A 21938-nucleotide genomic window follows, 5' to 3' on the forward strand; every position below is an offset into this window, starting at 1 on the left:
CTCTCCGAGCACATCGCCGGCAGCGAAGACGCGTTCGCCGACCTCATGAACAAGACCGTTGCCGATCTGGGCATGAGCAACAGTCACTTCATGAACCCGACCGGTCTGCCAAATCCTGAGCACTATTCCACCGCTCACGACATGGCCATCCTGGCACGTGCGATCATCCACGAAGACCCGGCTCACTACGCGATCTATTCGCAGAAAGAGTTCTTCTGGAACGGCATCAAGCAACCCAACCGCAACCTGCTGTTGTGGCGTGACAAGACCGTTGACGGTCTGAAAACCGGTCACACCGAAGAGRCTGGCTACTGCATGGTGTCCTCGGCGGTACGTGACGGCATGCGCCTGATCGCCGTGGTGTTCGGCACCAACAGCGAAAGCGCTCGCGCCGCTGAAACCCAGAAGCTGCTGACCTACGGTTTCCGTTTCTTCGAAACCCAGACCTTCTATCAGAAAGGCGCCGAGCTGGCTCAGGCTCCAGTCTGGAAGGGCACCACCAACCAGGTCAAAGCCGGCCTGGCTGAAGACCTGACCATGACCCTGCCAAAAGGCCAGCTGAAGAAGCTCGCTGCCAGCATGACCATGAACCCGCAACTGGTCGCGCCGATCGCCAAGGGCGACGTGATTGGTAAAGTCGAAGTGAAACTGGACGACAAGGTCGTGCACAGCGCTGATCTGATCGCGCTGGACGCAGTCGACCAAGGTGGTATCTTCCGCCGCATGTGGGATAGCATCCGTCTATTCTTCTACGGCTTGTTCAACTGAATTAGTGTGGACCTGCATGGCCCCGTTCCAATCCGGAGCGGGGCCATGTCCGTTGCCACGGCTTACGAGGCCGTTACGCCATGACAGACACCGAAGTAAATGCGCCAAAGATCGAATTCCCCTGCGCGGATTACCCGATCAAGGTAATCGGCGATACCGGTGTGGGCTTCAAGGACAAGATCATCGCGATCCTTGAGAAGCACGCTACCGTTGACCACAAGACCCTGGCCGAGCGCCAGAGTACCAATGGCAAGTACACGACCATCCAGTTGCACATCATCGCTACCGGTCAAGAACAGCTGTATGACATCAACAGCGAGTTGCGGGCTACCGGTTTCGTGCACATGGTGTTGTGATGTCCGAACCGCTGGGCTTTCGCGAGCTCGGCCAGCTGGCTTACGAGCCGGTCTGGCATGCCATGCAACGGTTTACCAACGAGCGTGGCAGTGACTGCGCCGATGAGATCTGGCTGGTCGAGCACCCGCCGGTTTTCACCCAGGGCCAGGCCGGCAAGGCTGAGCATCTGCTGCTTCCCGGCGATATTCCGGTGGTGCAGGTCGACCGTGGCGGTCAAGTGACTTACCACGGCCCGGGTCAGTTGGTGGCGTATTTGCTGCTGGATGTGCGCAAGCTGGGTTTCGGCGTGCGTGACCTGGTCAGCCGGATGGAACAGTGCCTGATCGAGCTGTTGGCCAGCTACGGCGTCACTGCCGTGGCCAAGGCCGATGCACCGGGCGTCTACGTCAACGGTGCAAAAATTGCTTCTCTGGGTCTGCGGATCCGCCACGGTTGCTCCTTTCATGGCCTGGCCCTGAACGTGGATATGGACCTGGAGCCGTTTCGCCGGATTAACCCCTGTGGATACGCCGGGCTGGCCATGACCCAGCTGCGCGATCACACCGGGCCCATTGAATTTGCCGAGGTAAGTGCCCGGCTGCGTGCGCAGCTCGTCAAACACCTCGACTATGCTGAGCAGACGACCCTAACGGGCGGAATCGACTGATATGACTACTGCGCAAGACGCTGTGCAAACCATGATCCCGACGCTGGATGTTACCGAGCGCCCGGCCCCGCGAGCCAAAGTGGAAGCTGGCGTAAAGCTGCGCGGCGCCGAAAAGGTTGCGCGCATTCCGGTGAAGATCATTCCGACCACTGAATTGCCGAAAAAGCCTGACTGGATTCGCGTACGCATCCCGGTTTCCCCGGAAGTCGACCGTATCAAGGCCCTGCTGCGCAAACACAAGTTGCACAGCGTCTGCGAAGAAGCTTCCTGCCCGAACCTCGGCGAGTGCTTCTCTGGTGGCACCGCAACCTTCATGATCATGGGCGACATCTGCACCCGTCGCTGCCCGTTCTGTGACGTTGGCCACGGTCGTCCGAAGCCGCTGGACGTCAACGAGCCGGAAAGCCTGGCCATCGCCATCGCCGACCTGAAACTGAAGTACGTGGTGATCACCTCGGTAGACCGCGATGACCTGCGTGACGGCGGTGCCCAGCACTTCGCCGACTGCATCCGCGAAATCCGCAAGCTGTCGCCGAACGTGCAGCTCGAGACCCTCGTTCCGGACTACCGTGGCCGGATGGATGTTGCGCTGGCCATCACCGCCGCCGAGCCGCCGGATGTGTTCAACCACAACCTGGAAACCGTGCCGCGCCTGTACAAGGCCGCGCGTCCGGGGTCGGACTATCAGTGGTCGCTGACCTTGCTGCAAAAATTCAAGCAGATGATGCCGCACATTCCGACCAAGTCCGGCCTGATGCTGGGTCTGGGCGAAACCGACGAAGAAGTCATCGAAGTCATGAAGCGCATGCGCGAACATGACATCGACATGCTGACCCTGGGCCAGTACCTGCAACCGTCCCGCAGTCACTTGCCGGTGCAGCGTTTCGTGCACCCGGACACCTTCGCCTGGTTCGCCGAGGAAGGTTACAAGATGGGCTTCAAGAACGTCGCCTCCGGCCCGCTGGTACGTTCCTCGTATCACGCCGACGAGCAGGCGAAACTGGTCAAGGCCGAATTGATGTCGTCCTGATCCACGATGCCCGCAAGGCCTGTGCCTTGCGGGCATTTTTATTCAAGGGTTGACTCGGTACCACGTCACACTCAGTTTTTTCCTGCACCCTGTGGGACGACTGAACCTCTTCTGTTTGTCCCCGTTCCTGACTACTGTGTGCTGAAGCATTCACACAGGGAGAATCACGGATGACCACTCGCTCGACCCACGTTATTTCTGAGCATGCTCCAGTCCCGGCGTTACCCGCTGAAGGGCTGATCGGCGTGATTGCGCCGGCGGGTCCGGCAGCTCTGGATACTGAAAGGGCCCTTCAATGGATGCGTACACGCGGGTATTCGCTGCGGATTTTTCCGGGCGTCCTGGAAAGTGACGGCTACCTGGCTGGCAGTGACGACGTTCGCCTGAAGGATCTGCATGAGGCGTTTGCCGACACCGCCATTGATGCGATTCTCTGCCTGCGCGGCGGCTATGGTAGCCCGCGTCTGCTGGACCGGATCGATTTCGAGTTGCTGCGGCGCAATGCCAAGCCGTTTGTCGGCTATAGCGACATTACAGCGCTGCACCTGGCCATCAGCCGTTATGCGGGGTTCGTGACCTTTCACGGGCCGATGCTCAACGCCGATCTGCTAGGGAACAAGCAACAACCTACCGAGTCTTCGCTGTTCAGCTTGCTTAGAGGCCAGGTGAGCGCGGGGAGCCAATTGGCGCACCCGGTGGCCTACCCGTTGAGCACGATTGAGCCAGGCATCGCTCGTGGGCGTTTGCTGGGCGGTAATCTGTCGATGATTGCCGCGACCCTGGGCACGCCTTTTGAGATCGATGCTGACGGAATCATTCTGTTCATCGAGGACGTCAACGAGCCGTTGTATCGCATCGACCGGCTGCTGACCCATCTGCGCCTGTCCGGCAAGCTGAGCACGCTGCGCGGAGTGCTGGTGGGGGATGTGGCAGGCGTGGACAGCGATGCCTTGGCGCAGCTGCTCAAGCAAACCTTCGAGCCATTGCGGATTCCGGTGCTTGCCGGTTGGCGCAGCGGCCATTGCGACCCGAACCTGACGCTGCCCATGGGCGCGTTGGTGAGGCTGGATGCGGGGAGCAAGGCGTTGTGGCTGGAGCAGGATGTGGTGATCAGGCGTTAGATTGCTGTCGCCAGATATTCAGTCATCGCGAGCAGGCTCGCTCCCACAGGTGATCGGGTTTCCTCATGGAAATACGGTCGAATGTGGGAGCGAGCCTGCTCGCGAAAGCGGCATCGGCCATACAGTTGACTAACGATTACGCAAACCCTCCAGCAACTTGTGCGTCGGGTAACCATCTGCCGGCCAGCCAAACGACTGCTGGGCGCTGCGGATGGCTTTGCGAGTGTTGGCACCGATGATGCCGTCGGCGTTCCCCGCATCGTAGTTACTGGCACTCAGCAAGCTCTGTAGTTCGATGCGCTCGGAACGACTCAGGGGCAGGTCATCCTTCGGCCATTCGCCGTTGATCAGGCCCGCCCCGTTGAAGCGTTCAGACAACAGGTTCACCGCTAATGCGTAGGACGACGAGTTGTTGTACTTGAGGACTGCGCGGAAATTGTCGAGGATCAGGAACGCCGGGCCGCGATAACCGGCTGGCAGCAGCAGGGCGGCTGACAGTTGTTCGGAACCGGGTGGGACGACGCTGCCGTTGGGTAGTTTGATGCCCATTTGCATCCACTMGGAGACGCTTTTGCGAATCGCACCGTCAGCCAGCGAATAGTCGAAACCGCTCGTCAGCTGCACTTCGAAACCCCAAGGCTGGCCTTTCTGCCAGCCGGAGCTTTGCAGGTAGTGGGCAGTGGAGGCCAGCGCATCGGTCGGGCTACCCCAGATATCGCGGTGACCGGTGCCGTCAAAATCGACCGCGTGGGTGAGGTAGGTGGTCGGGATGAACTGGGTCTGGCCCATGGCGCCAGCCCAGGAGCCGAGCATCTTCTCGGGCGTGATATCACCCTGCTGCAGAATCTGTAGAGCGGCCAGCAATTGGGCGTGAGCAAAGCCTGGGCGCCGGCCTTCATAGGCCAGGGTCGCCAGCGAGCGGATCACTGATTTGTCGCCCTGGAAGCTGCCGAAGTTACTTTCCATGCCCCAGACCGCCACGAGTGCCTGGCGGTCGACACCATAACGCTGCTCGATAGTGTTCAAGGTCTCGGCGTACTGGCTGAGTAAGGCCTGGCCTTTGCGCACGCGCGCGGCGGAGAGCGCGCCATCGAGGTATTCCCACACCGGGCGGGTGAACTCTGGTTGGCTGCGGTCGGCGCGGATCACGCTCATGTCCGGCGTGACACCGGCAAAGGCGCGGTCGAACACATCCGGGCGGATACCGGCGGCGAGGGCATCCTGGCGAAAGCCGGCTTCCCACTCCTCGAAGGTCTGGGTCGGCTGGATGTCGAGATTGTCGCCAGTCGGCACTACCGGAGGAATGATGGCCGGTGTGGTCGCAACAGGGGCGGTTTGAAGCGGTTGCGCGTCGGCAGCGGTGGGTTTTTCCGCGCAGGCGACAAGCAAAACGAGGCTGGAGGCAGCAATCAGTTGGCGCAGGTGCCAACGACGGGAAAGACAAAGGGGCATGCACAGGTCCAGATAATACAAATCAGGTGCAGACCTTATCATGCCGAGAGGGAGCGAGGTGATGTTGAAACTTCATGCCGCCAGAAAGTAAGAAGCCTCCCAGCTTTTAGACTGGAAGGCTTCGCGGCGGTAGCTGCCTTTGCCCTTGCCGGGTTGTTCCTGACGGCTGCGGAACAATGGCTGGGCGACAATGGATTTGGCCTTGTTGGGCCGCTTGTGTTTGCTCATGGGCGGATCTCTCGTTGAGTGGTTTATGCGGGGCAAATCATCGGCCGAAGTCGGGGTTCTGTCTAGTCCCTGCGATGTGTAGGACCTTTCAGCCGTCATCGCGAGCAAGCTCGCTCCCACAAAGTTGACGCTATTGTTGTGGGAGCGAGCCTGCTCGCGATGGCCGTTATGCGGTCGAAAGACTTACTCGGCTGGCAATGCCAAGCGCTGGCCGGCCATCAACAACGACAAGCGGCTCAGGCTCATCCACGGCGAACCGGCAGCCTGGCCTTTGATTTGTGCGTCGATCCGCTGGGCATCCAGCAGCAGTTGCGCCCAGCGCTGCGCCGAATGGCGTTGCAGGGCTTTGCTCATCAGGGGTTTGCGCTTGTCCCAGACGGGCGGTCGGGCCTGGCTGAAGGCCTTGTCCAGCGGCACACCCTGGCTGTATTGCAGCGACAGGTTGGCCAATAGCCGAAGCTCCCGGGCCAGCGCCCAAAGAATCACCGGTGGTTCGACACCTTCGCCGCGCAAGCCTTCAAGCATCCGTAACGCATGCGCCGCTTCGCCATTAAGAATGGCATCGGTCAACCCGAAAACATCGAAGCGCGCGCTGTCGGCGACTGCGGCTTGCACCGTTTCGACCGTGATCTGGCCACCTTCGGCCATCAGCTTGAGCTTTTCGATTTCCTGGGCCGCCGCCAGCAGGTTGCCTTCCACCCTTGCTGCGATCAGTTCGACAGCGTCCTGGCTGGCGGCAAGCCCGGCCTGGGACAGGCGTTGACGAATCCACTGCGGCAACTGGTTGGTATCCACCGGCCAGATCTGTACGAACTGGGTCTGCGGACCTTCGACCAGCGCCTTGCCCCACTTGGTTTTTTGCGCGCTGCCGTCGAGCTTTGGCAGGCTGATGAGCAGCAAGGTGTCTTCGGCCGGACGCGAACAGTACTCCATCAGTGCCGCTGCACCCTTGTCGCCCGGTTTGCCGGACGGCAAGCGCAACTCCAGCAGACGCTTTTCGGCGAATAGCGACATGCTGGCGCCCGCTTGCAGCAGCGTACCCCAGTCGAAACTGGCGTCTGCGCTGAATACCTGGCGTTCGTCAAAACCTTGCTGGCGGGCAGCAGAGCGGATGGCGTCGGCGGCTTCCTGACACAGCAGTGGGTCATCACCACTGATGATGTAAACGGGCGCAAGGGTGCCTTGCAGGTGTTTTCCGAGCTGGGCGGGGGCTAGTTTCATAAGGCGGAGCGAACGGGGCGCCGGAGCGCCCCGTACGACTTACTCGGCAGGCACTTGCATAGGTGACTGACGCGGAGTGTTCGCTTCAGCTTTACGGGCTGCTTCCAGCGCGTCGGCTTCAGCTTTGGCACGGGCATCGGCAGTCTGTTGCAACTGATCGAGCTGAGCCGGGGTGAGCTGTTGCAGGCGCAGCATCATGCGTTGCACCAGGTCGCGACGCATTTCCTTGCGCACTTCGGCGGCTTCCTGGTCGGAGCCAGTGATGTTGTTGCCATCGTGCATGAAGACCTTCTGCACTTGCAGTTTGTCGTCGAGCAGGGACAGCTTGTTGTGGCCCACGATTTGATAGTTCAGCACGTTGGTCAGCTCATACTCGGCCGAATGGCCGCCGCCGGAGTAGCTGAGGTTGCGCTGGCTTTCCTGTTCGTCAGTCAATACCAGCTTGTAAGGTGCGCCGGCGTAGACTTTGACGCCGCTGCTTTCAAGCACCTGGCGCATCAGCGTCACGGTTTCGCCATAGGCGTTGCGCGCGCTCAGGTCGAGCTCCTTGATCGCCAGTTCGGTAGTGCCGGTGCCACGCAGCTGGAAACCGCAGGCACTCAACAGTACAGCGAGGCCCATCACCAGCAAGTTGCGTTTGATCATCTTGTTGCTCCCCTTGAAACCATGTGGGCCGAGCGTGCGACCCGAAAGGTTCTGTTCGGCGCCAGGTATGGACCTTGCGCCTGATCCAATTAGCTAGCGACGATATTGACCAGTTTTCCGGGCACTACGATCACTTTACGAATAGTCAGCCCGTCGACAAAGCGCAGCACGTTTTCATTGGCCCGTGCGGCGGCTTCGACTTCTTCGCGGCTGGCACTGGCCGGCATTTCGATCTGGCCGCGCAGCTTGCCGTTGACCTGAATCACCAGTTGCAGGCTGTCTTGAACCAGAGCGCTGTCGTCCAGAACCGGCCAGCCGGCATCGATCACCGGATCGGCGTGACCCAGTCGATGCCACAGCTCGTGGCTGATGTGCGGGGTGATCGGGGCCAGCAGCAGGGTCACGGTTTCCAGGCCTTCGTGAATCAGCGCGCGGTCCTGTTCGGTGCCTTGCGCAGCTTTTTCCAGCACGTTCATCAGCGTCATCACCTGGGCGATGGCAGTGTTGAATTTGTGGTTCTGGCCCACGTCGTGGCTGGCCTGTTTGATCGCCTGGTGGATCGAACGGCGAATGGCTTTCTGCTCGTCGTTCAAGGTGGCGATGTCCAGTTTGCCTGGAAGGCCCTGGGTGACGTGCGCTTGAGCGAGACGCCAGACGCGCTTGAGGAAGCGGTGCGAACCTTCTACTCCGGAGTCGGACCATTCCGCGCTCATGTCGGGTGGCGAGGCAAACATCATGAACAGGCGGCAAGTGTCTGCGCCGAACTGATCGATCATCGACTGCGGATCGACGCCGTTGTTCTTCGACTTGGCCATCTTCTCGGTCCCGCCGATTTCCACCGGCAAGCCGTCAGCTTTCAATTTGGCGCTGATAACCTTGGCTTTGCTGTCACGCTCGAGCTCGACGTCCGCGGGGTTGAACCAGGTATAAGCGCCGTTGGCTTCGCGACGATAGTAAGTCTCGGCGATCACCATGCCCTGGGTCAGCAGGTTCTTGAACGGTTCGTTGGAGCTCACCAGGCCTTCGTCACGCATCAGCTTGTGGAAGAAGCGCGCGTAGAGCAGGTGCAGGATCGCGTGTTCGATACCGCCGATGTATTGATCCACCGGCAGCCAGTGGTCGGCCGCGGATTTTTCAACCAGGCCACCTTCATAGTGCGGCGAGGCGTAGCGGGCGTAGTACCACGAGGACTCGACGAAGGTGTCCATGGTGTCGGTTTCACGCTTGGCCGGTGCGCCGCATTTCGGGCACGTGCATTCGTAGAACTCGGGCATGCGCGCCAATGGTGAACCGGCGCCATCGGGTACGACGTCTTCCGGCAGCACGACAGGCAGTTGATCTTCCGGCACCGGCACGTCACCGCAGGTATCGCAGTGGATGATCGGGATCGGGCAGCCCCAGTAACGCTGACGGCTGATGCCCCAGTCGCGCAGGCGGAACTGGGTGCGCGAGGCACCGAGGTTTTTCTTGATCAGGGCTACTTCGATGGCGTCGAACGCGCCCGCGAAGTCCAGGCCGTCGAACTCGCCGGAATTGATCAGCGTGCCGTGTTCGCCGTAGGCGTCTTGCCACGGTGTCGGGTTGCTATCGCCGGAACTGGTACGCACGACTGATTTAACCGGCAGGTTGTACTTGTGGGCAAATTCGAAATCGCGCTCGTCGTGGGCCGGAACCGCCATTACCGCGCCGTCGCCGTAGTGCATCAGCACATAGTTGGCGACCCATACCGGCAATTTTTCGCCGGTCAGCGGGTGCTCGACGAACAGGCCGGTCGGCAGGCCTTTTTTCTCCTGGGTGGCAACATCGGCTTCGGCCACGCTGCCGCCTTTGCATTCTGCGATGAACGCTTGCAGCTCAGGGTTGTTCTGCGCAGCCAGGGTCGCCAGGTGATGTTCGGCAGCCACGGCAACGTAGGTCGCGCCCATCAGGGTGTCCGGACGGGTAGTGAAGACTTTCAGTGCGCCCGTTTCGCCGATCGAGTCGACGTTGTACGGGAACTGCACTTCCATGCCACGGGATTTGCCAATCCAGTTGCGCTGCATGGTTTTGACTTGCTCAGGCCAGCCCGGCAGGTCGTCGAGACCCTCCAGCAGTTCATCCGCATAAGCGGTGATCTTGAAGTAGTACATCGGGATTTCGCGTTTTTCGATCAGCGCGCCGGAGCGCCAGCCGCGACCGTCGATCACCTGTTCGTTGGCCAGAACGGTCTGGTCGACCGGGTCCCAGTTCACGGTGCCGTTTTTACGGTAGATCACGCCTTTTTCGAACAGGCGAGTGAACAGCCATTGTTCCCAACGGTAGTAATCCGGCTTGCAGGTGGTCACTTCGCGCGACCAGTCCACCGCCAGGCCCAGGCTGCGCAGCTGGGTTTTCATGTAGGCGATGTTTTCGTAGGTCCATTTGGCGGGCGCTACGTTGTTCTTCATTGCGGCGTTTTCCGCCGGCATGCCGAAAGCGTCCCAACCCATGGGTTGCAGGACATTTTTGCCTTGCATGCGCTGATAGCGGGAGATCACGTCGCCGATGGTGTAGTTGCGCACGTGCCCCATGTGTAGCTTGCCGCTGGGGTAAGGGAACATCGACAGGCAGTAGAACGTCTCCTTGCCTGGCTGTTCACTGACTTCAAAGGACTTTTGCTCGTCCCAGAACGACTGGGCAGCATTTTCGATTTCGCGGGGCTGATAGTGTTCGTGCATGGCTACTTTTGAACTGAATAGGGGTGGCCTAATCCTCTTCAATGCAACGCTGGACGCTGATGACGCCAAAAGTGGCGTTTTCGATGCCCAGCCGAGCTGGAAGTGGAGTTACAGGAAGCGCCGTAGCATACATGACCGCGCTCTACCGAGGGAAACCCTGATTACACACGTAGGGCCGTTGGTCGCGGCACCTGAACGGTTTGCCAAGCGAAGCTAAGCTCTAGATGGGGAGTGAGTCTTATCTTCAATGAGGTGAGGGATGGTTGAGTCACAACGAAAAGTAACTAAGCCGGAGTTGTACGAAAAGCTGATAGAGCGCCTGGGGCTGGCCCTGGATGCCGCAAGGACAGCTGGCCGGTTACGCGATGAGCGTCCGGTGGAGCTGGAACTTCGCGGGTTGAGCCGCGCAGAGTTCGAACTGATCATGGCTTATCTTGATCGTAGTGAGCGTGAGGGGCAAGGATGCTTGTCATCAGAAGCAGTGAAGTCTAAGGACGTCCCCCGTTCGGCGAAAATTATCTGGTTGCAAGACAAGCTCTCTCGCAGAGACGCGGTAAAGGTCCGGTCCCTGCTGGTCAAGTAAGTGATCAGGCAAATGTGTGTTGCCCCAAGCGGGCGCATGAAGTCGCCCATGATGGCTTTTTGATGAAAAGGCCTTCCATCTTAGTTGTCGCATTGCTTCAACCCACTTAGGCTTCGGGCATCTCTGGAGATGCCCGATGCCCTTTCGTTATTTCGTTAAACAACTGCTTCTGCCGCCCGGTATCTTTTTGCTGCTGCTGGCGCTTGCCTGGTGGTTGCGCCGCTCAAGACCACGCCTTGCAGGGTTGTGTTTTGTCGTGGGGGCCGGTGGGTTCTGGTTGATGAGCTTGCCGGTCGTAGTGCAGTGGAGCGCCAAGGCCCTTGAGCGTGAAGCACCGCTGGCCCGCAGCGAATGGACGACTCTGGCCGAGCGCGCGGATGTGATTGTGGTGCTGGGGGCGGGGCGCGAGCGCGGTGATCTTGCCTGGGGTTCCGATCAGCCGACCGGTGTGGCGCTGGAGCGCGAGCGTTATGCGGCGCGGCTGGCCAAGGCGTCGGGTTTGCCGGTATTGACCAGCGGTGGTTTGCATTACGGCACGCCGCCAACCGAAGCGAAGTTGATGGCCGATTCGTTACAGGATGATTTTGGGGTCACGGTTCGTTGGCAGGAAGGGCGCAGCCGCACCACCTGGGAAAACGCTCAATTCACTGCCGAACTGCTGGAGCCTTTGGGGTTGAAGCGGGTCGTGGTGGTGACGCAAGCCTGGCATATGCCGCGCAGCGTCTGGAGTTTCGAACAGGCGGGATTTACCGTGGTGCCGGCTCCGGTGGGCTTTTTGGGCACCGATAATGGCGAACCGCTGGGTGGCTGGATGCCGACGTTCAAATCGATCTGGCGATCCGGTCAGTTGTTGAATGAGGCCGTGGGGCAGATCGGGTATTCGATCTTTTACCGCTGATTTGATCGTTCCCACCTCTGTGGCGAGGGAGCAAGCTCCCTCGCCACAAGCACTTAAACCGTCTTGGCGATCCGGCTGGCCARCAGTGCCCAGCCAAACAGCAGTGCACAAAGGATGAGCAGTGGCCATGAGCGCCATTGCAGGTAAGGCGTCAGGTTGTGCATCGGCACTACGTCACCGTAGAGAATGCCGCGTTCGAATTGCGGGATTTGTACGGTGATTTTGCCGAAGGGGTCGATCAATCCGGTGACACCGTTGTTGGTTGCGCGAATCATCCAGCGGCCAGCCTCAAGCGCCCGCATCTGCGCCATCTGCAGGTGTTGCAGCGGGCCGATGGAGGTGCCGAACCAGGTGTCGTTACTGATGGTCAGTAGCAAATCGCTGCGCGCCGAAAGGCTGGCGGCAAATTCCGGGTAGACCACTTCGTAGCAGATGAACGGTGCAATCTGATAACCCTTGGCTTGCAACAATGGCTGATCAGCCGGGCCGCGGGCGAAATCCGACATCGGCAGATCGAAGAACGCAATCAGGCCACGCAACAGCTCTTGCAGCGGTACGTATTCGCCAAACGGCACCAGTTTCTGCTTGAGGTAAGTGCCATCGCCTTGGCCAACCACGGTGATGCCATTGTAGAAGCGTTTCTCGTGGTGCACTTCCTCGCGGATCGGCACGCCGGTAATCAGTGCCGAATTACGTTCGGCGGCGAAGCTGCCCATCATGTTCAGGTAGCCCTCGGCAGACTCCTTGAGCACCGGGACCGCAGTTTCCGGCCAGATCAGCAGGTCGACACGTTTGGAACTGAAACTCATGTCGCGGTACAGCGCCAGTTGCGCGTTGAGCTGCGCCGGGTCCCACTTCATGCTTTGTTCGATGTTGCCCTGAATCGCCGCGACGCTCAGCGGATTGCCCGAAGGGCTGGTCCAGGCGTGGCCTTTGAGCGACAGGCCGATGACCCAAGGCGCAGCCAGCAACAGCAGGCCGGCGACGATAAAGCCTTTGTGTCCGGCCTTGATCAGGCGTGGCAGGTTGTACACAAGCGCGGCGGTCAGGGCCAGGCTGAAGGAAATCAGCCACATGCCACCCAATGGCGCCAACCCGGCAAGCGGGCCGTCGAGTTGGCTGTAACCGGAATAGAGCCATGGAAAACCGGTGAGGAACCAGCCACGAAACGCTTCCTGACCCACCCACAGCGCGGCAAATGCCAAGGCGTCGGCCAATGGCGCTTCGTTGCGGCGCAACCAGCGCGCCCAGAGCCAGGCGGGCAGGGCGAAGAACCAGGCAATCGCGGCGGTGAAAGCCAGCATCAGCAACCCGGCCAGCAGCATCGAAGCGCCGCCAAAGTTGTGAATGCTGTAGTAGATCCAGCTGGTGCCCGCGCCAAACAGGCCAAAACCGAAGCACCAACCGCGACCCAGTGCCTGACGAGGTGTCAGTTCACGAAGGCCGGCATAGAAAAAACCGACCGCCAGCAACGCCAGCGGCCAGATATCGAACGGCGCCAAGGCCAGGGTGGTGAGTGCACCGGCCGCCACGGCCAGCAGGTTACCGGGCCAGCCGGGGCGGGTGATCCAACGCATGTCAGTCCTTAACGGGCTATAGGGGTCAAGCGCAGCAAGTGAATGCGACGGCTGTCGGCGTTCAGGATGYGGAAGCGATAGGCGCCGATTTCAGTGATTTCGTTGCGTTTTGGCAAGTGCCCGAACGCGCTCATCACCAGGCCGCCAACGGTGTCGAATTCGTCGTCGGAGAATTCGCTGTCGAAGAACTCGTTGAAGTTCTCGATCGGCGTCAGGGCCTTGATCAGGAAGTCGCCGCTTGGCAGTGGCTTGATGTAGCTGTCTTCTTCAACGTCGTGCTCGTCTTCGATGTCGCCGACGATTTGCTCGAGCACGTCTTCGATGGTCACCAGGCCCGCCACACCGCCGTATTCGTCGATAACGATGGCCATGTGGTTATGGTTGGCGCGGAACTCGCGCAGCAACACGTTCAGGCGCTTGGACTCGGGCACGAAAGTGGCCGGACGCAGCAAATCCTTGATGTTGAAGCTGTCGCCGTTCTCCTTGAGGATCAGTGGCAGCAGATCCTTGGCCAGCAACACGCCCATCACGTCGTCGTGGCTCTCACCGATTACCGGGTAACGCGAGTGCGCAGACTCAACCACGGCCGGGAGGAATTCACGGGGTGTCTGGGTCGCCTTGATGCTGACCATCTGCGAGCGCGGGACCATGATGTCGCGTACTTGCAGGTCAGCGACCTGGATGGCGCCTTCGACGATGGCCAGCGCTTCGCTGTCCAGCAACTTGTTCTGATGGGCATCACGCAGAAGCTCCAGCAGCTCCTGACGGTTTTTCGGCTCGTGGGCAAAAGCCTGGGTGAGTTTACCCAGCCAGGACTTTTGCCCGTTGCTCGATCGATCTTCGCTCATAGCGATTACTCTGAATCCTTTGTCGTAACGATAGGGGATGTTTCGGTTTCGTCGTCCGCATACGGGTCAGGATGACCCAACTCTGCAAGCAACGTTCGTTCCAGTGCTTCCATTTCTTCGGCTTCGTCGTCATCTATATGGTCGTAACCAAGYAGATGCAAGCAGCCGTGAATGACCAGATGCGCCCAATGGGCSTTCARTKCCTTGCCTTGYTCGGCGGCYTCGCGCTCRACCACGGCCACGCAGATCACCAGATCGCCCAGCAACGGGATGTCCAGCAATTCATCGGGCACATCGGCAGGGAACGACAACACATTGGTTGCGTAATCCTTTTGACGCCAGGTGTAGTTCAGCTCGCGAGCTTCTTCCTCGTCGACCAGGCGAATGGTCAACTCGGAGTCAGCGGTGCGCTGACGCAGGGCCAGTTCGCACCATTGGCGGAACTCGGCTTCGCTTGGAGCAGACGCTTCGGTCGCCAGTTGCAGATCAAGCTCAAGCATCGTGGCGATTGCCCTTTTCGGCGGAAAGCGTTGCAGGTTCGTCAATCAGGCGATTTTCGAAGCGCTCATAGGCTTCGACAATGCGCTGCACTAACGGGTGGCGCACGACGTCTTTGGGTTTGAAGTGGGTAAAACTGATGCCCGGTACTTCCTTGAGCACGTCGATCACATGAATCAGCCCGGACTTGGTGCCTTTTGGCAGGTCGATCTGGGTGATGTCACCGGTGATGACTGCGGTCGAGCCAAAACCGATCCGTGTCAGGAACATCTTCATCTGTTCGACGGTGGTGTTCTGGCTTTCGTCGAGGATGATGAAGCTGTTGTTCAGCGTACGGCCACGCRTGTAAGCMAGTGGCGCAACTTCGATCACCTGGCGCTCGATCAGCTTGGCGACGTGTTCAAAACCGAGCATTTCGTACAGTGCGTCATACAGCGGGCGCAGGTACGGGTCGATTTTTTGTGCCAGGTCGCCGGGCAGGAAGCCGAGTTTCTCGCCGGCCTCGACCGCTGGACGTACCAGCAGGATGCGGCGGATCTGCTCGCGCTCCAGCGCATCGACTGCGCAGGCAACGGCCAGATAGGTCTTGCCGGTACCGGCCGGGCCGATGCCGAAGTTGATGTCATTGCCCAGGATTTCCTTCACGTAGCGCAGCTGATTCAAGCCGCGAGGGCGAATCATGCCTTTTTTGGTACGCAGGGCGACGGAAGGCTCGGCGGGCGAATGGTTGTCCATTTCTTCCACGGCCGATTCCTGCAGGAACAGGTGAACCATGTCTGGCGACAGCTCGCTACTCTTGGTTTCACGGTAGAGGCGGCGCAGAAGGTTTTCCGCGGAGATGGCGTGCTTGGGCTCGCCGATCAATTCGAACTGATTGCCGCGATTGCGGATCACGATCGCCAGGCGCTGTTCGATCAAGCGCAAATGCTCGTCGAATTGCCCGCACAGATTGGCGAAGCGATGAGCCTCAAAGGGCTCGAGGATGAAACGATGTGGTTCTATGGGTGCGTTCAAGGTTGTTTTTAGCCGCCCTGGGGCAATGGAGATGAATCAAGGATAACGCCAGAGGCCTGGGTGCGAAAGCTCTTAAACAGACCAACATCAAACACCAACCCTGTGGGAGCGAGCCGGCTCGCTCCCACAGTGGAGTGTGGTGTTAGCGGATCAACGAACCACGCAGCGAGTGCGGCTGTKCGGCGTCGATGTGCACGTCTGCGAACTGGCCGATCAAGGTCGGATTGTCGCAGCGAAAGTTTACGATTCGATTATTCTCGGTCCGGCCTTGCAGTTCGCCCGGGTCTTTTTTCGAATAATCGGTCACCAGGATCCGTTGGGTCGAACCGACCATTTGTCGGCTGATCTCGAAACCTTGCTGGTTGAGGCGATGTTGCAGGGCGTTCAAACGCTCCTTTTTCAGCTCTTCCGGGGTTTCGTCGGCCAAGTCGGCAGCCGGGGTGCCCGGGCGCTGGCTGTAGACGAACGAGTAGGAGAAGTCGAAACCGACGTCTTCGATCAGCTTCATGGTCTGTTCGAAGTCTTTTTCGGTCTCGCCGGGGAAGCCGACGATAAAGTCCGAACTGATGCAGATACCCGGTACGGCGGCCCGCAGCTTGCGCAGCTTCGACTTGTATTCGAGCGCCGTGTGGTTGCGCTTCATGGCTGCAAGAATCCGGTCCGAACCCGACTGCACCGGCAAATGCAGGTGTTTGACCAGTTCCGGTACTTCGGCGTGGGCCTGGATCAGGCTGTCGGAGAACTCCAGCGGGTGCGACGTGGTATAGCGAATACGGTCGATGCCATCGACAGCCGCCACCACACGGATCAGCTCGGCCAGATCGGCCAGGCGCCCGTCGTGGGTCAGGCCACGGTAGCCGTTGACGTTCTGCCCCAGCAAGGTGACTTCACGCACGCCGTTCTCGGCCAGGTGAATGATTTCGGCGATCACGTCGTCGAACGGTCGGCTGACTTCTTCACCGCGGGTATAGGGCACTACGCAGAACGTGCAGTACTTGCTGCAACCTTCCATCACCGACACATAGGCGCTTGGGCCATCGATGCGCGGTTCCGGCAGGTGGTCGAATTTTTCGATTTCCGGGAACGAGACGTCGACTTGCGGCAATTTGGTCAGGCGCGCGGCGTCGATCATTTCCGGCAGGCGGTGCAGGGTCTGCGGGCCGAAGACCACGTCGACATAGGGCGCGCGGTCACGGATTGCCGCGCCTTCCTGGCTGGCCACGCAACCGCCGACGGCGATGACCATTTCCGGGTTGGCGAGCTTCAGTTCGCGCCAGCGGCCAAGCTGGGAATACACCCGGTCCTGGGCACGCTCGCGAATCGAGCAGGTGTTGAGCAGGATGACGTCTGCGTCTTCGGCGCGCGCCGTCACTTCCAGGGCCTGATGTTCGCCCAGCAGATCGACCATGCGCGAGCTGTCGTACTCGTTCATCTGGCAACCGTGGGTTTCGATATAAAGCTTCTTGGCCATGGACGGGTTCATCACGTGATTCAAAGAACCGCGCATTATAGGGAACAAGTCCCCAGGTTCCTACCGTCGTGCGTCCAGCGGCTATGCTATAGTTCGCGCCCTCATTTTTATCCCTCGATGTGTTGCTCGCCCACCATGACCAAACGTGAAGCTCCAATCTACAAGGTGATTTTCCTCAACCAGGGCCAGGTGTTCGAAATGTACGCCAAGCAGATCTATCAAAGTGATCTGTGGGGCTTTCTGGAAGTGGAAGAGTTCGTCTTTGGCGAGCGCACGCAAGTGGTCGTCGATCCGAGCGAAGAGAAGCTCAAGGCTCAGTTCGAGGGCGTGGTGCGCAGTTTTGTGCCGATGCATTCGATTGTGCGCATCGACGAAGTCGAGCGCATGGGCACCCCGAAAATCAGCGAAGCCCGTGGCGCGGTCGGCAATGTCATGCCGTTTCCGATGCCGATGCCTGAGAAGTAAGCCTCAGAATCGAGTCGCCCCCATCGCGAGCAGGCTCGCTCTCACAGTGGATTGTGTTGATGCACAAATCAAATGTGGGAGCGAGCCTGCTCGCGATGGGGCCAGTCAGGTCAGTGCAGGATTCAGGGCAGCGGCGAGAACGGCGTACGTCCGTCTGCGCTTTGCAGTTCCATCAGGTATTTACGGAAAATTTGCCCCAGCACCTGGGTGGCGACTTCCAGTTCATTGCGTTGCATGTGCTCGGCGACTTCGTCGGCGGTGTCCAGCGCATCTTCTGCGCCGTTGACCGCGGCCATTTTCAGCACGATATACGCCTGAACGTTATTGGCCGGCACGCCTTCGCCATGGAAGAACATGATGCCGAGTTTGAATTGCGCCTGAGCGTGGCCTTGCAGCGAAGCTTTTTCGAAGTAGCTCAGGGCTTGATTGAGGTCGCGCGGCACGCGTTTGCCTTCGTAGTAGAACTCGCCCAATTCGTATTGCGCTTCCGCATCCCCGGCGTCTGACGCTTTCTGGCAGGCGGCGAGCGCCTCCTTCAGGTCTTCAGGCTGGGTATTGAGGGTGCAACGACCCATCGCTGGGATCAACAACGAGTTGCCGCCTGCTTGTGCATGCGCGAGCAGGGGCTGAAGGAGCAACRGGCAGCCCAGTGCAAGGGCGCGGCCGGTGCGGTTCATGGGAATCGACTTACCTCTGAAGGGCGCGCGGACCCGTCGAGGGATCCAATAAGCGCGCATTATGAAATAAGCAGGACCCACCTTACAAAGTCTTTACTCGTTTTTCTGCCGCGCGGGGAATATATCTGCCGCTTTTGGGGGAATTATCAGTGTTGCGTAAGAAAATAAGGTAGGCATGTGGGATAAAGCTGACGCCGACAATCGTCGACGTCAGCGTCTATCGCTTACTTCAATGCCGCGAATGCACGTTCAGCGGCGTCCAGCGTCAGTTTCAGCTCGGCTTCGCCATGAGCGATCGAGGTGAAACCGGCTTCGAAGGCGCTTGGTGCCAGGTACACGCCACCTTCGAGCATCAGGTGGAAGAAGCGTTTGAACAGGTTGGCATCGCTGGCCATCACGTCATCGAAGGTCACGATGTCGTCGGCGCCGCTGAAGTACAGGCCAAACATGCCGCCGGCCTGGGTGGTCACGAACGGGATGCCAGCGGCGTCGGCGCGCTGTTGCAGGCCATCGAGCAGGCGACTGGTGTACTCGCTGAGTTCGGCGTGGAAGCCCGGGCGGCTGATCAGGCGCAGGGTGGTCAGGCCGGCGGCCATGGCCAACGGGTTACCCGACAGGGTGCCTGCCTGGTAAACCGGACCCAGCGGTGCGATGTGCGACATGATTTCGCGTTTGCCGCCAAAGCAGCCGACGGGCATGCCGCCACCGATGATCTTGCCGAAGGTGCTCAGGTCCGGGGTCACGCCGTAGTGTGCCTGGGCACCACCGAGGGCAACGCGGAAACCGGTCATCACTTCGTCGAAAATCAGTACCACGCCGTGTTTGTCACACAGGGTGCGCAGGCCTTCGAGGAAACCTGGCGCTGGCGGCACGCAGTTCATGTTGCCCGCCACGGGCTCGACGATGATGCACGCCACTTCCTGGCCAACTTCGGCGAGCATTTTTTCAACGGCGTCGATGTCGTTGAATGGCAGCGTCAGTGTGTGCTTGGCGAAGGCCGCAGGAACCCCGGCAGAGCTTGGCACGCCTTGGGTCAGCAGGCCGGAACCGGCTTTCACCAGCAGGCTGTCGGAGTGACCGTGGTAGCAGCCTTCGAACTTGATGATGCTGTCGCGGCCGGTGAAACCACGGGCCAGGCGAATGGCGCTCATGGTCGCCTCGGTGCCGGAGCTGACCATGCGCACCATTTCCATCGACGGCACGATCGAGCAGACCAGGTCGGCCATCTCGGTTTCCATCGCGGTCGGGGCGCCGTAGGACAAACCGTGCTCAAGCTGCTTGCGCACGGCGTCCAGCACATCCGGGTGGCTGTGGCCGAGAATCATCGGGCCCCAGGAGCCGACGTAATCGACATAACGCTTGTCGTCTTCGTCCGTCACGTAGGCGCCTTCGGCGTGCTTGAAGAACAGCGGCGTGCCGCCGACGCTCTTGAAGGCACGAACAGGCGAGTTCACGCCGCCGGGAATGTGTTTCTGGGCGTTGGCAAACAGGGTTTCGGAACGAGACATGATAGGGCTCTCAAAAGTCGGTAATTGAATACTTAAGCTTTGAACAAGTCGTTGAAGGCGCGAGCACGGCGCGTCACTTCTTGAGTGTCTTCGGCACCAAACAGCCCGTGAACCACGGCCAACAGATCAACCCCGTGGGCCACCAGCGGGGCGGCGTTGTCGAGGGTGATGCCGCCGATCGCGCAGATCGGCAGGTGCAGTTTGCTGCGGGCCTGATCGAGCAGTTCGAGACTGCATGCCGGCGCGCCGGGCTTGGTGTTGGAATTGAAGAAACGGCCGAAGGCGACGTAACTGGCGCCTTCCTTTGCCGCTTGTTCGGCGAGTTCGAGTTGCGCGTGGCAGGTCGAACCGATGATCGCCTGGCGGCCCAGCAGCGAGCGGGCCGGGGTCAGCGGCCCGTCGGTCTGTCCCAGGTGTACGCCGACGCCCAGGCGCGCGGCCAGTTCGGCATCGTCATTGATGATCAGCTGGGTCTTGTAGCGTCCGCACAGGTCATGCAGGGCCTCGGCTTCACGCAGTCGGCGGGCCTCGTCGGTGCTTTTGTCGCGGTACTGCAGCAGCGTGACGCCGCCGTCCAGCGCAGCCTCCACGTAAGGCAGGAACTTGCCGGCCAGCAGTTGGCTGTCGGTAATGGCGTACAGGCCACGTAGTTTCATCGTGCAGGCCTCATGGCGTTACGAGCAAAAATCCAGCGGCAGACGGCGTGGCACGAACTGGCCTTTGCCCAGCTGTTCGGCGTCTCGCAGGGTGCGCCACGTGTAGTTGAGCGCCGACTGTACCGCGCTGGCGAGGTGTTCGCCTTGGGCCAGACGTCCGGCCAGAGCGCTGGCCAGGGTGCAGCCCGAACCATGATAGCTGCCGGGCAGGCGCTGGCAGGTGTAGGTGTGGCGGCTGCCATCGCGGCTGTACAGGCGATTATGCACTTCGTGTTCGTCGCCATGACCGCCGGTGATCAGCAGGTGCTTGACGTAAGGCAGGAGTTTTTCTGCGCATTCATCGGCCGTGCCTTCGGGCAATTCGGCAAGGATGCGTGCTTCCGGGAGGTTAGGGGTGGCGATGATCGCCAGTGGCAGCAGGCGCTCGCGCATGGCATAGCCGACCTCGTCCTTGCCCAGTCGCCCACCACCGCCGGCGCGCAGCACCGGGTCACAGACCACCGGCAAATGCGGATGCGCCTGAAGCAGTTCGACCACGGTGTCGACCATTTCCAGTGAGCCGAGCATGCCCAGCTTGACCGCCGCGACCGTCGAGTCGTTGAGCACGGCATTGGCTTGTGCCAGCACCCACTCACGGTCGAGAACGCGGAAATCGCTGACGTTGACCGTGTCTTGCACAGTCAGCGCGGTAACTGCCGGGGCGGCATGACAACCCTGAGCGAGCAGGGCTTCGATATCTGCCTGCAAGCCGGCGCCACCACTTGGGTCGTGGCCGGAGAGACAGAGGACAACGGGGCGAGAGCTGTAGATATTCATGGTGCGCGAGCTTACCACCAAACATCTTTTTTCGGTGTGCCGACCGATAACCCATGACTCGGTCTTTGTAGCAGCTGCCGAAGGCTGCGTTCGGCAGCTGCTACGAGGAGTGGGGTATTGTCATAATCTGACCGATTCGATAATCCGGGTTCTGTTAGATGCTCTGAAAGTCCCGCTCTAGAGCCTTTAGACTAAATTTTCCAATGGTGTTCAATGGCCATCAACGGCTATGCTAGAGTGGATCCAAACCAATAACAGGTAATGCCGGTTTTACGTCTACTCAAAGGGAATGGGGGGCTTCCTGACACAACCGGACTGGCCACGCTGGGGCTTTATGCGCTATTTGCTGATGTTGCTGTTGAGCTTGCCGATGTTGGCGGTCGCAGCCGATTTTGATGAGCTCACCCAAAGCCTCCCCTTGGGACGAGTCATGCAGGTGTACGAAGATGTCGCCGGCACTGCATCCATCGCCGATGTACGCGCGCAAGCGGCAGCCGGCAACTTCAAGACCCACGACAAAGACACGTTGAACGCCGGTTACTCGCATTCGGTGTTCTGGTTGAAAGTCGATCTGCACTACCGCCCGAAAGCCCCCGACGCTCAACGCCGATGGTTGCTGGAGCTGGCTTATCCGCCGATGGACCATATCGACCTCTATCTGCCGGACAGCACCGGTGAATATCGATTGGTCAGTCGTACCGGCGATACCTTGCCGTTCGCCAGTCGCCAGGTTCGGCAAAACAACTACCTGTTCAAACTGGAC

Annotated in this window: 23 protein-coding genes; 9 read left to right on the forward strand and 14 right to left on the reverse strand. The window is 59.9% G+C overall.

Annotated elements, in window-relative coordinates:
- The 5 genes from AC1DH9_RS01555 to AC1DH9_RS01575 all read left to right on the forward strand — a co-directional run.
- Nucleotides 1–768 (forward strand): D-alanyl-D-alanine carboxypeptidase family protein (locus AC1DH9_RS01555; RefSeq protein ID WP_477807697.1); only part of this gene is annotated, 768 nt, incomplete at its 5' end.
- An 80-nt stretch (nt 769–848) separates the two neighbouring features.
- Nucleotides 849–1124: a DUF493 domain-containing protein gene (locus AC1DH9_RS01560; RefSeq protein WP_017340995.1), complete on the forward strand. Its 276-nt coding sequence runs from the start codon at nt 849–851 to the stop codon at nt 1122–1124.
- Nucleotides 1124–1771, forward strand: coding sequence for a lipoyl(octanoyl) transferase LipB (gene lipB / locus AC1DH9_RS01565; RefSeq protein ID WP_427542395.1), 648 nt, complete (start codon nt 1124–1126; stop codon nt 1769–1771). Before AC1DH9_RS01560 ends, lipB begins: the two co-directional genes overlap by 1 nt.
- Before the next feature lie 31 nt (nt 1772–1802).
- On the forward strand, nt 1803–2801 hold the full coding sequence (lipA, locus tag AC1DH9_RS01570) for a lipoyl synthase (RefSeq protein WP_162491279.1): 999 nt from the start codon (nt 1803–1805) through the stop codon (nt 2799–2801).
- A gap of 170 nt (nt 2802–2971) precedes the next feature.
- Nucleotides 2972–3922 (forward strand): S66 peptidase family protein, encoded by a 951-nt coding sequence (locus AC1DH9_RS01575; RefSeq protein ID WP_427542392.1) that lies wholly within the window; start codon nt 2972–2974, stop codon nt 3920–3922.
- Between the two features lie 129 nt (nt 3923–4051).
- Here AC1DH9_RS01575 and AC1DH9_RS01580 read toward each other — a convergent pair whose 3' ends face one another.
- From AC1DH9_RS01580 to leuS, 5 genes are all read right to left on the reverse strand, one after another.
- Entirely contained in the window at nt 4052–5374 is a 1323-nt protein-coding gene (locus tag AC1DH9_RS01580; protein ID WP_477807698.1) for a lytic murein transglycosylase, read from the reverse strand.
- Between the two features lie 72 nt (nt 5375–5446).
- A complete protein-coding gene (gene arfA, locus AC1DH9_RS01585; protein WP_019693801.1) occupies nt 5447–5602 on the reverse strand; it encodes an alternative ribosome rescue factor ArfA in 156 nt (51 codons plus the stop codon).
- 183 nt (nt 5603–5785) lie between these two features.
- On the reverse strand, nt 5786–6823 hold the full coding sequence (gene holA, locus AC1DH9_RS01590) for a DNA polymerase III subunit delta (protein ID WP_427542386.1): 1038 nt from the start codon (nt 6821–6823) through the stop codon (nt 5786–5788).
- Nucleotides 6824–6862: 39 nt separating this feature from the next.
- Nucleotides 6863–7468 carry an LPS-assembly lipoprotein LptE gene (locus tag AC1DH9_RS01595; protein ID WP_427542383.1) on the reverse strand — a complete coding sequence of 202 codons (606 nt, stop codon included), beginning with the start codon at nt 7466–7468 and terminating at the stop codon, nt 6863–6865.
- A gap of 89 nt (nt 7469–7557) precedes the next feature.
- Complete coding sequence (leuS, locus tag AC1DH9_RS01600; RefSeq protein WP_427542380.1) at nt 7558–10164, reverse strand: leucine--tRNA ligase; 2607 nt, start codon at nt 10162–10164, stop codon at nt 7558–7560.
- 259 nt (nt 10165–10423) lie between these two features.
- Between leuS and AC1DH9_RS01605 the strand changes: the two genes are divergently transcribed.
- Together AC1DH9_RS01605 and AC1DH9_RS01610 are read left to right on the forward strand one after the other, a co-directional pair.
- Nucleotides 10424–10747, forward strand: coding sequence for a hypothetical protein (locus AC1DH9_RS01605; protein WP_427542377.1), 324 nt, complete (start codon nt 10424–10426; stop codon nt 10745–10747).
- Nucleotides 10748–10883: 136 nt separating this feature from the next.
- Complete coding sequence (locus AC1DH9_RS01610) at nt 10884–11645, forward strand: YdcF family protein (RefSeq protein ID WP_427542374.1); 762 nt, start codon at nt 10884–10886, stop codon at nt 11643–11645.
- 53 nt (nt 11646–11698) lie between these two features.
- On the opposite strand, the gene lnt is transcribed toward AC1DH9_RS01610, so the two are convergent.
- From lnt to miaB, 5 genes are all read right to left on the reverse strand, one after another.
- Entirely contained in the window at nt 11699–13222 is a 1524-nt protein-coding gene (gene lnt, locus AC1DH9_RS01615; protein WP_427542371.1) for an apolipoprotein N-acyltransferase, read from the reverse strand.
- Nucleotides 13223–13230: 8 nt separating this feature from the next.
- The gene (locus tag AC1DH9_RS01620) at nt 13231–14070 is read right to left on the reverse strand and encodes an HlyC/CorC family transporter (protein ID WP_477807699.1); all 840 of its coding nucleotides are present in this window, start codon (nt 14068–14070) and stop codon (nt 13231–13233) included.
- A gap of 5 nt (nt 14071–14075) precedes the next feature.
- Entirely contained in the window at nt 14076–14570 is a 495-nt protein-coding gene (ybeY, locus tag AC1DH9_RS01625) for an rRNA maturation RNase YbeY (RefSeq protein ID WP_477807700.1), read from the reverse strand.
- The gene (locus AC1DH9_RS01630) at nt 14563–15582 is read right to left on the reverse strand and encodes a PhoH family protein (protein WP_477807701.1); all 1020 of its coding nucleotides are present in this window, start codon (nt 15580–15582) and stop codon (nt 14563–14565) included. Before AC1DH9_RS01630 ends, ybeY begins: the two co-directional genes overlap by 8 nt.
- A 142-nt stretch (nt 15583–15724) precedes the next feature.
- The gene (gene miaB, locus AC1DH9_RS01635; protein WP_477807702.1) at nt 15725–17053 is read right to left on the reverse strand and encodes a tRNA (N6-isopentenyl adenosine(37)-C2)-methylthiotransferase MiaB; all 1329 of its coding nucleotides are present in this window, start codon (nt 17051–17053) and stop codon (nt 15725–15727) included.
- 135 nt (nt 17054–17188) lie between these two features.
- On the opposite strand from miaB, the gene AC1DH9_RS01640 reads away from it, so the two are divergent.
- On the forward strand, nt 17189–17518 hold the full coding sequence (locus AC1DH9_RS01640) for a DUF1820 family protein (RefSeq protein WP_008052403.1): 330 nt from the start codon (nt 17189–17191) through the stop codon (nt 17516–17518).
- Between the two features lie 122 nt (nt 17519–17640).
- On the opposite strand, the gene AC1DH9_RS01645 is transcribed toward AC1DH9_RS01640, so the two are convergent.
- From AC1DH9_RS01645 to AC1DH9_RS01660, 4 genes are all read right to left on the reverse strand, one after another.
- Nucleotides 17641–18195, reverse strand: coding sequence for a tetratricopeptide repeat protein (locus tag AC1DH9_RS01645; protein ID WP_477807703.1), 555 nt, complete (start codon nt 18193–18195; stop codon nt 17641–17643).
- 224 nt (nt 18196–18419) lie between these two features.
- The gene (gene hemL, locus AC1DH9_RS01650) at nt 18420–19703 is read right to left on the reverse strand and encodes a glutamate-1-semialdehyde 2,1-aminomutase (RefSeq protein ID WP_427528648.1); all 1284 of its coding nucleotides are present in this window, start codon (nt 19701–19703) and stop codon (nt 18420–18422) included.
- A gap of 32 nt (nt 19704–19735) precedes the next feature.
- Nucleotides 19736–20359, reverse strand: a complete 624-nt coding sequence (gene thiE / locus AC1DH9_RS01655) for a thiamine phosphate synthase (protein WP_427528650.1) — start codon at nt 20357–20359, stop codon at nt 19736–19738.
- Between the two features lie 18 nt (nt 20360–20377).
- A complete protein-coding gene (locus AC1DH9_RS01660; RefSeq protein WP_019691830.1) occupies nt 20378–21175 on the reverse strand; it encodes a hydroxymethylpyrimidine/phosphomethylpyrimidine kinase in 798 nt (265 codons plus the stop codon).
- Nucleotides 21176–21509: 334 nt separating this feature from the next.
- Here AC1DH9_RS01660 and AC1DH9_RS01665 point away from each other — a divergent pair.
- A partial coding sequence (locus tag AC1DH9_RS01665; RefSeq protein ID WP_477807704.1) for a 7TMR-DISMED2 domain-containing protein occupies nt 21510–21938 on the forward strand: 429 nt, incomplete at its 3' end.

It is taken from the genome of Pseudomonas sp. 05T35 (assembly GCF_056396605.1).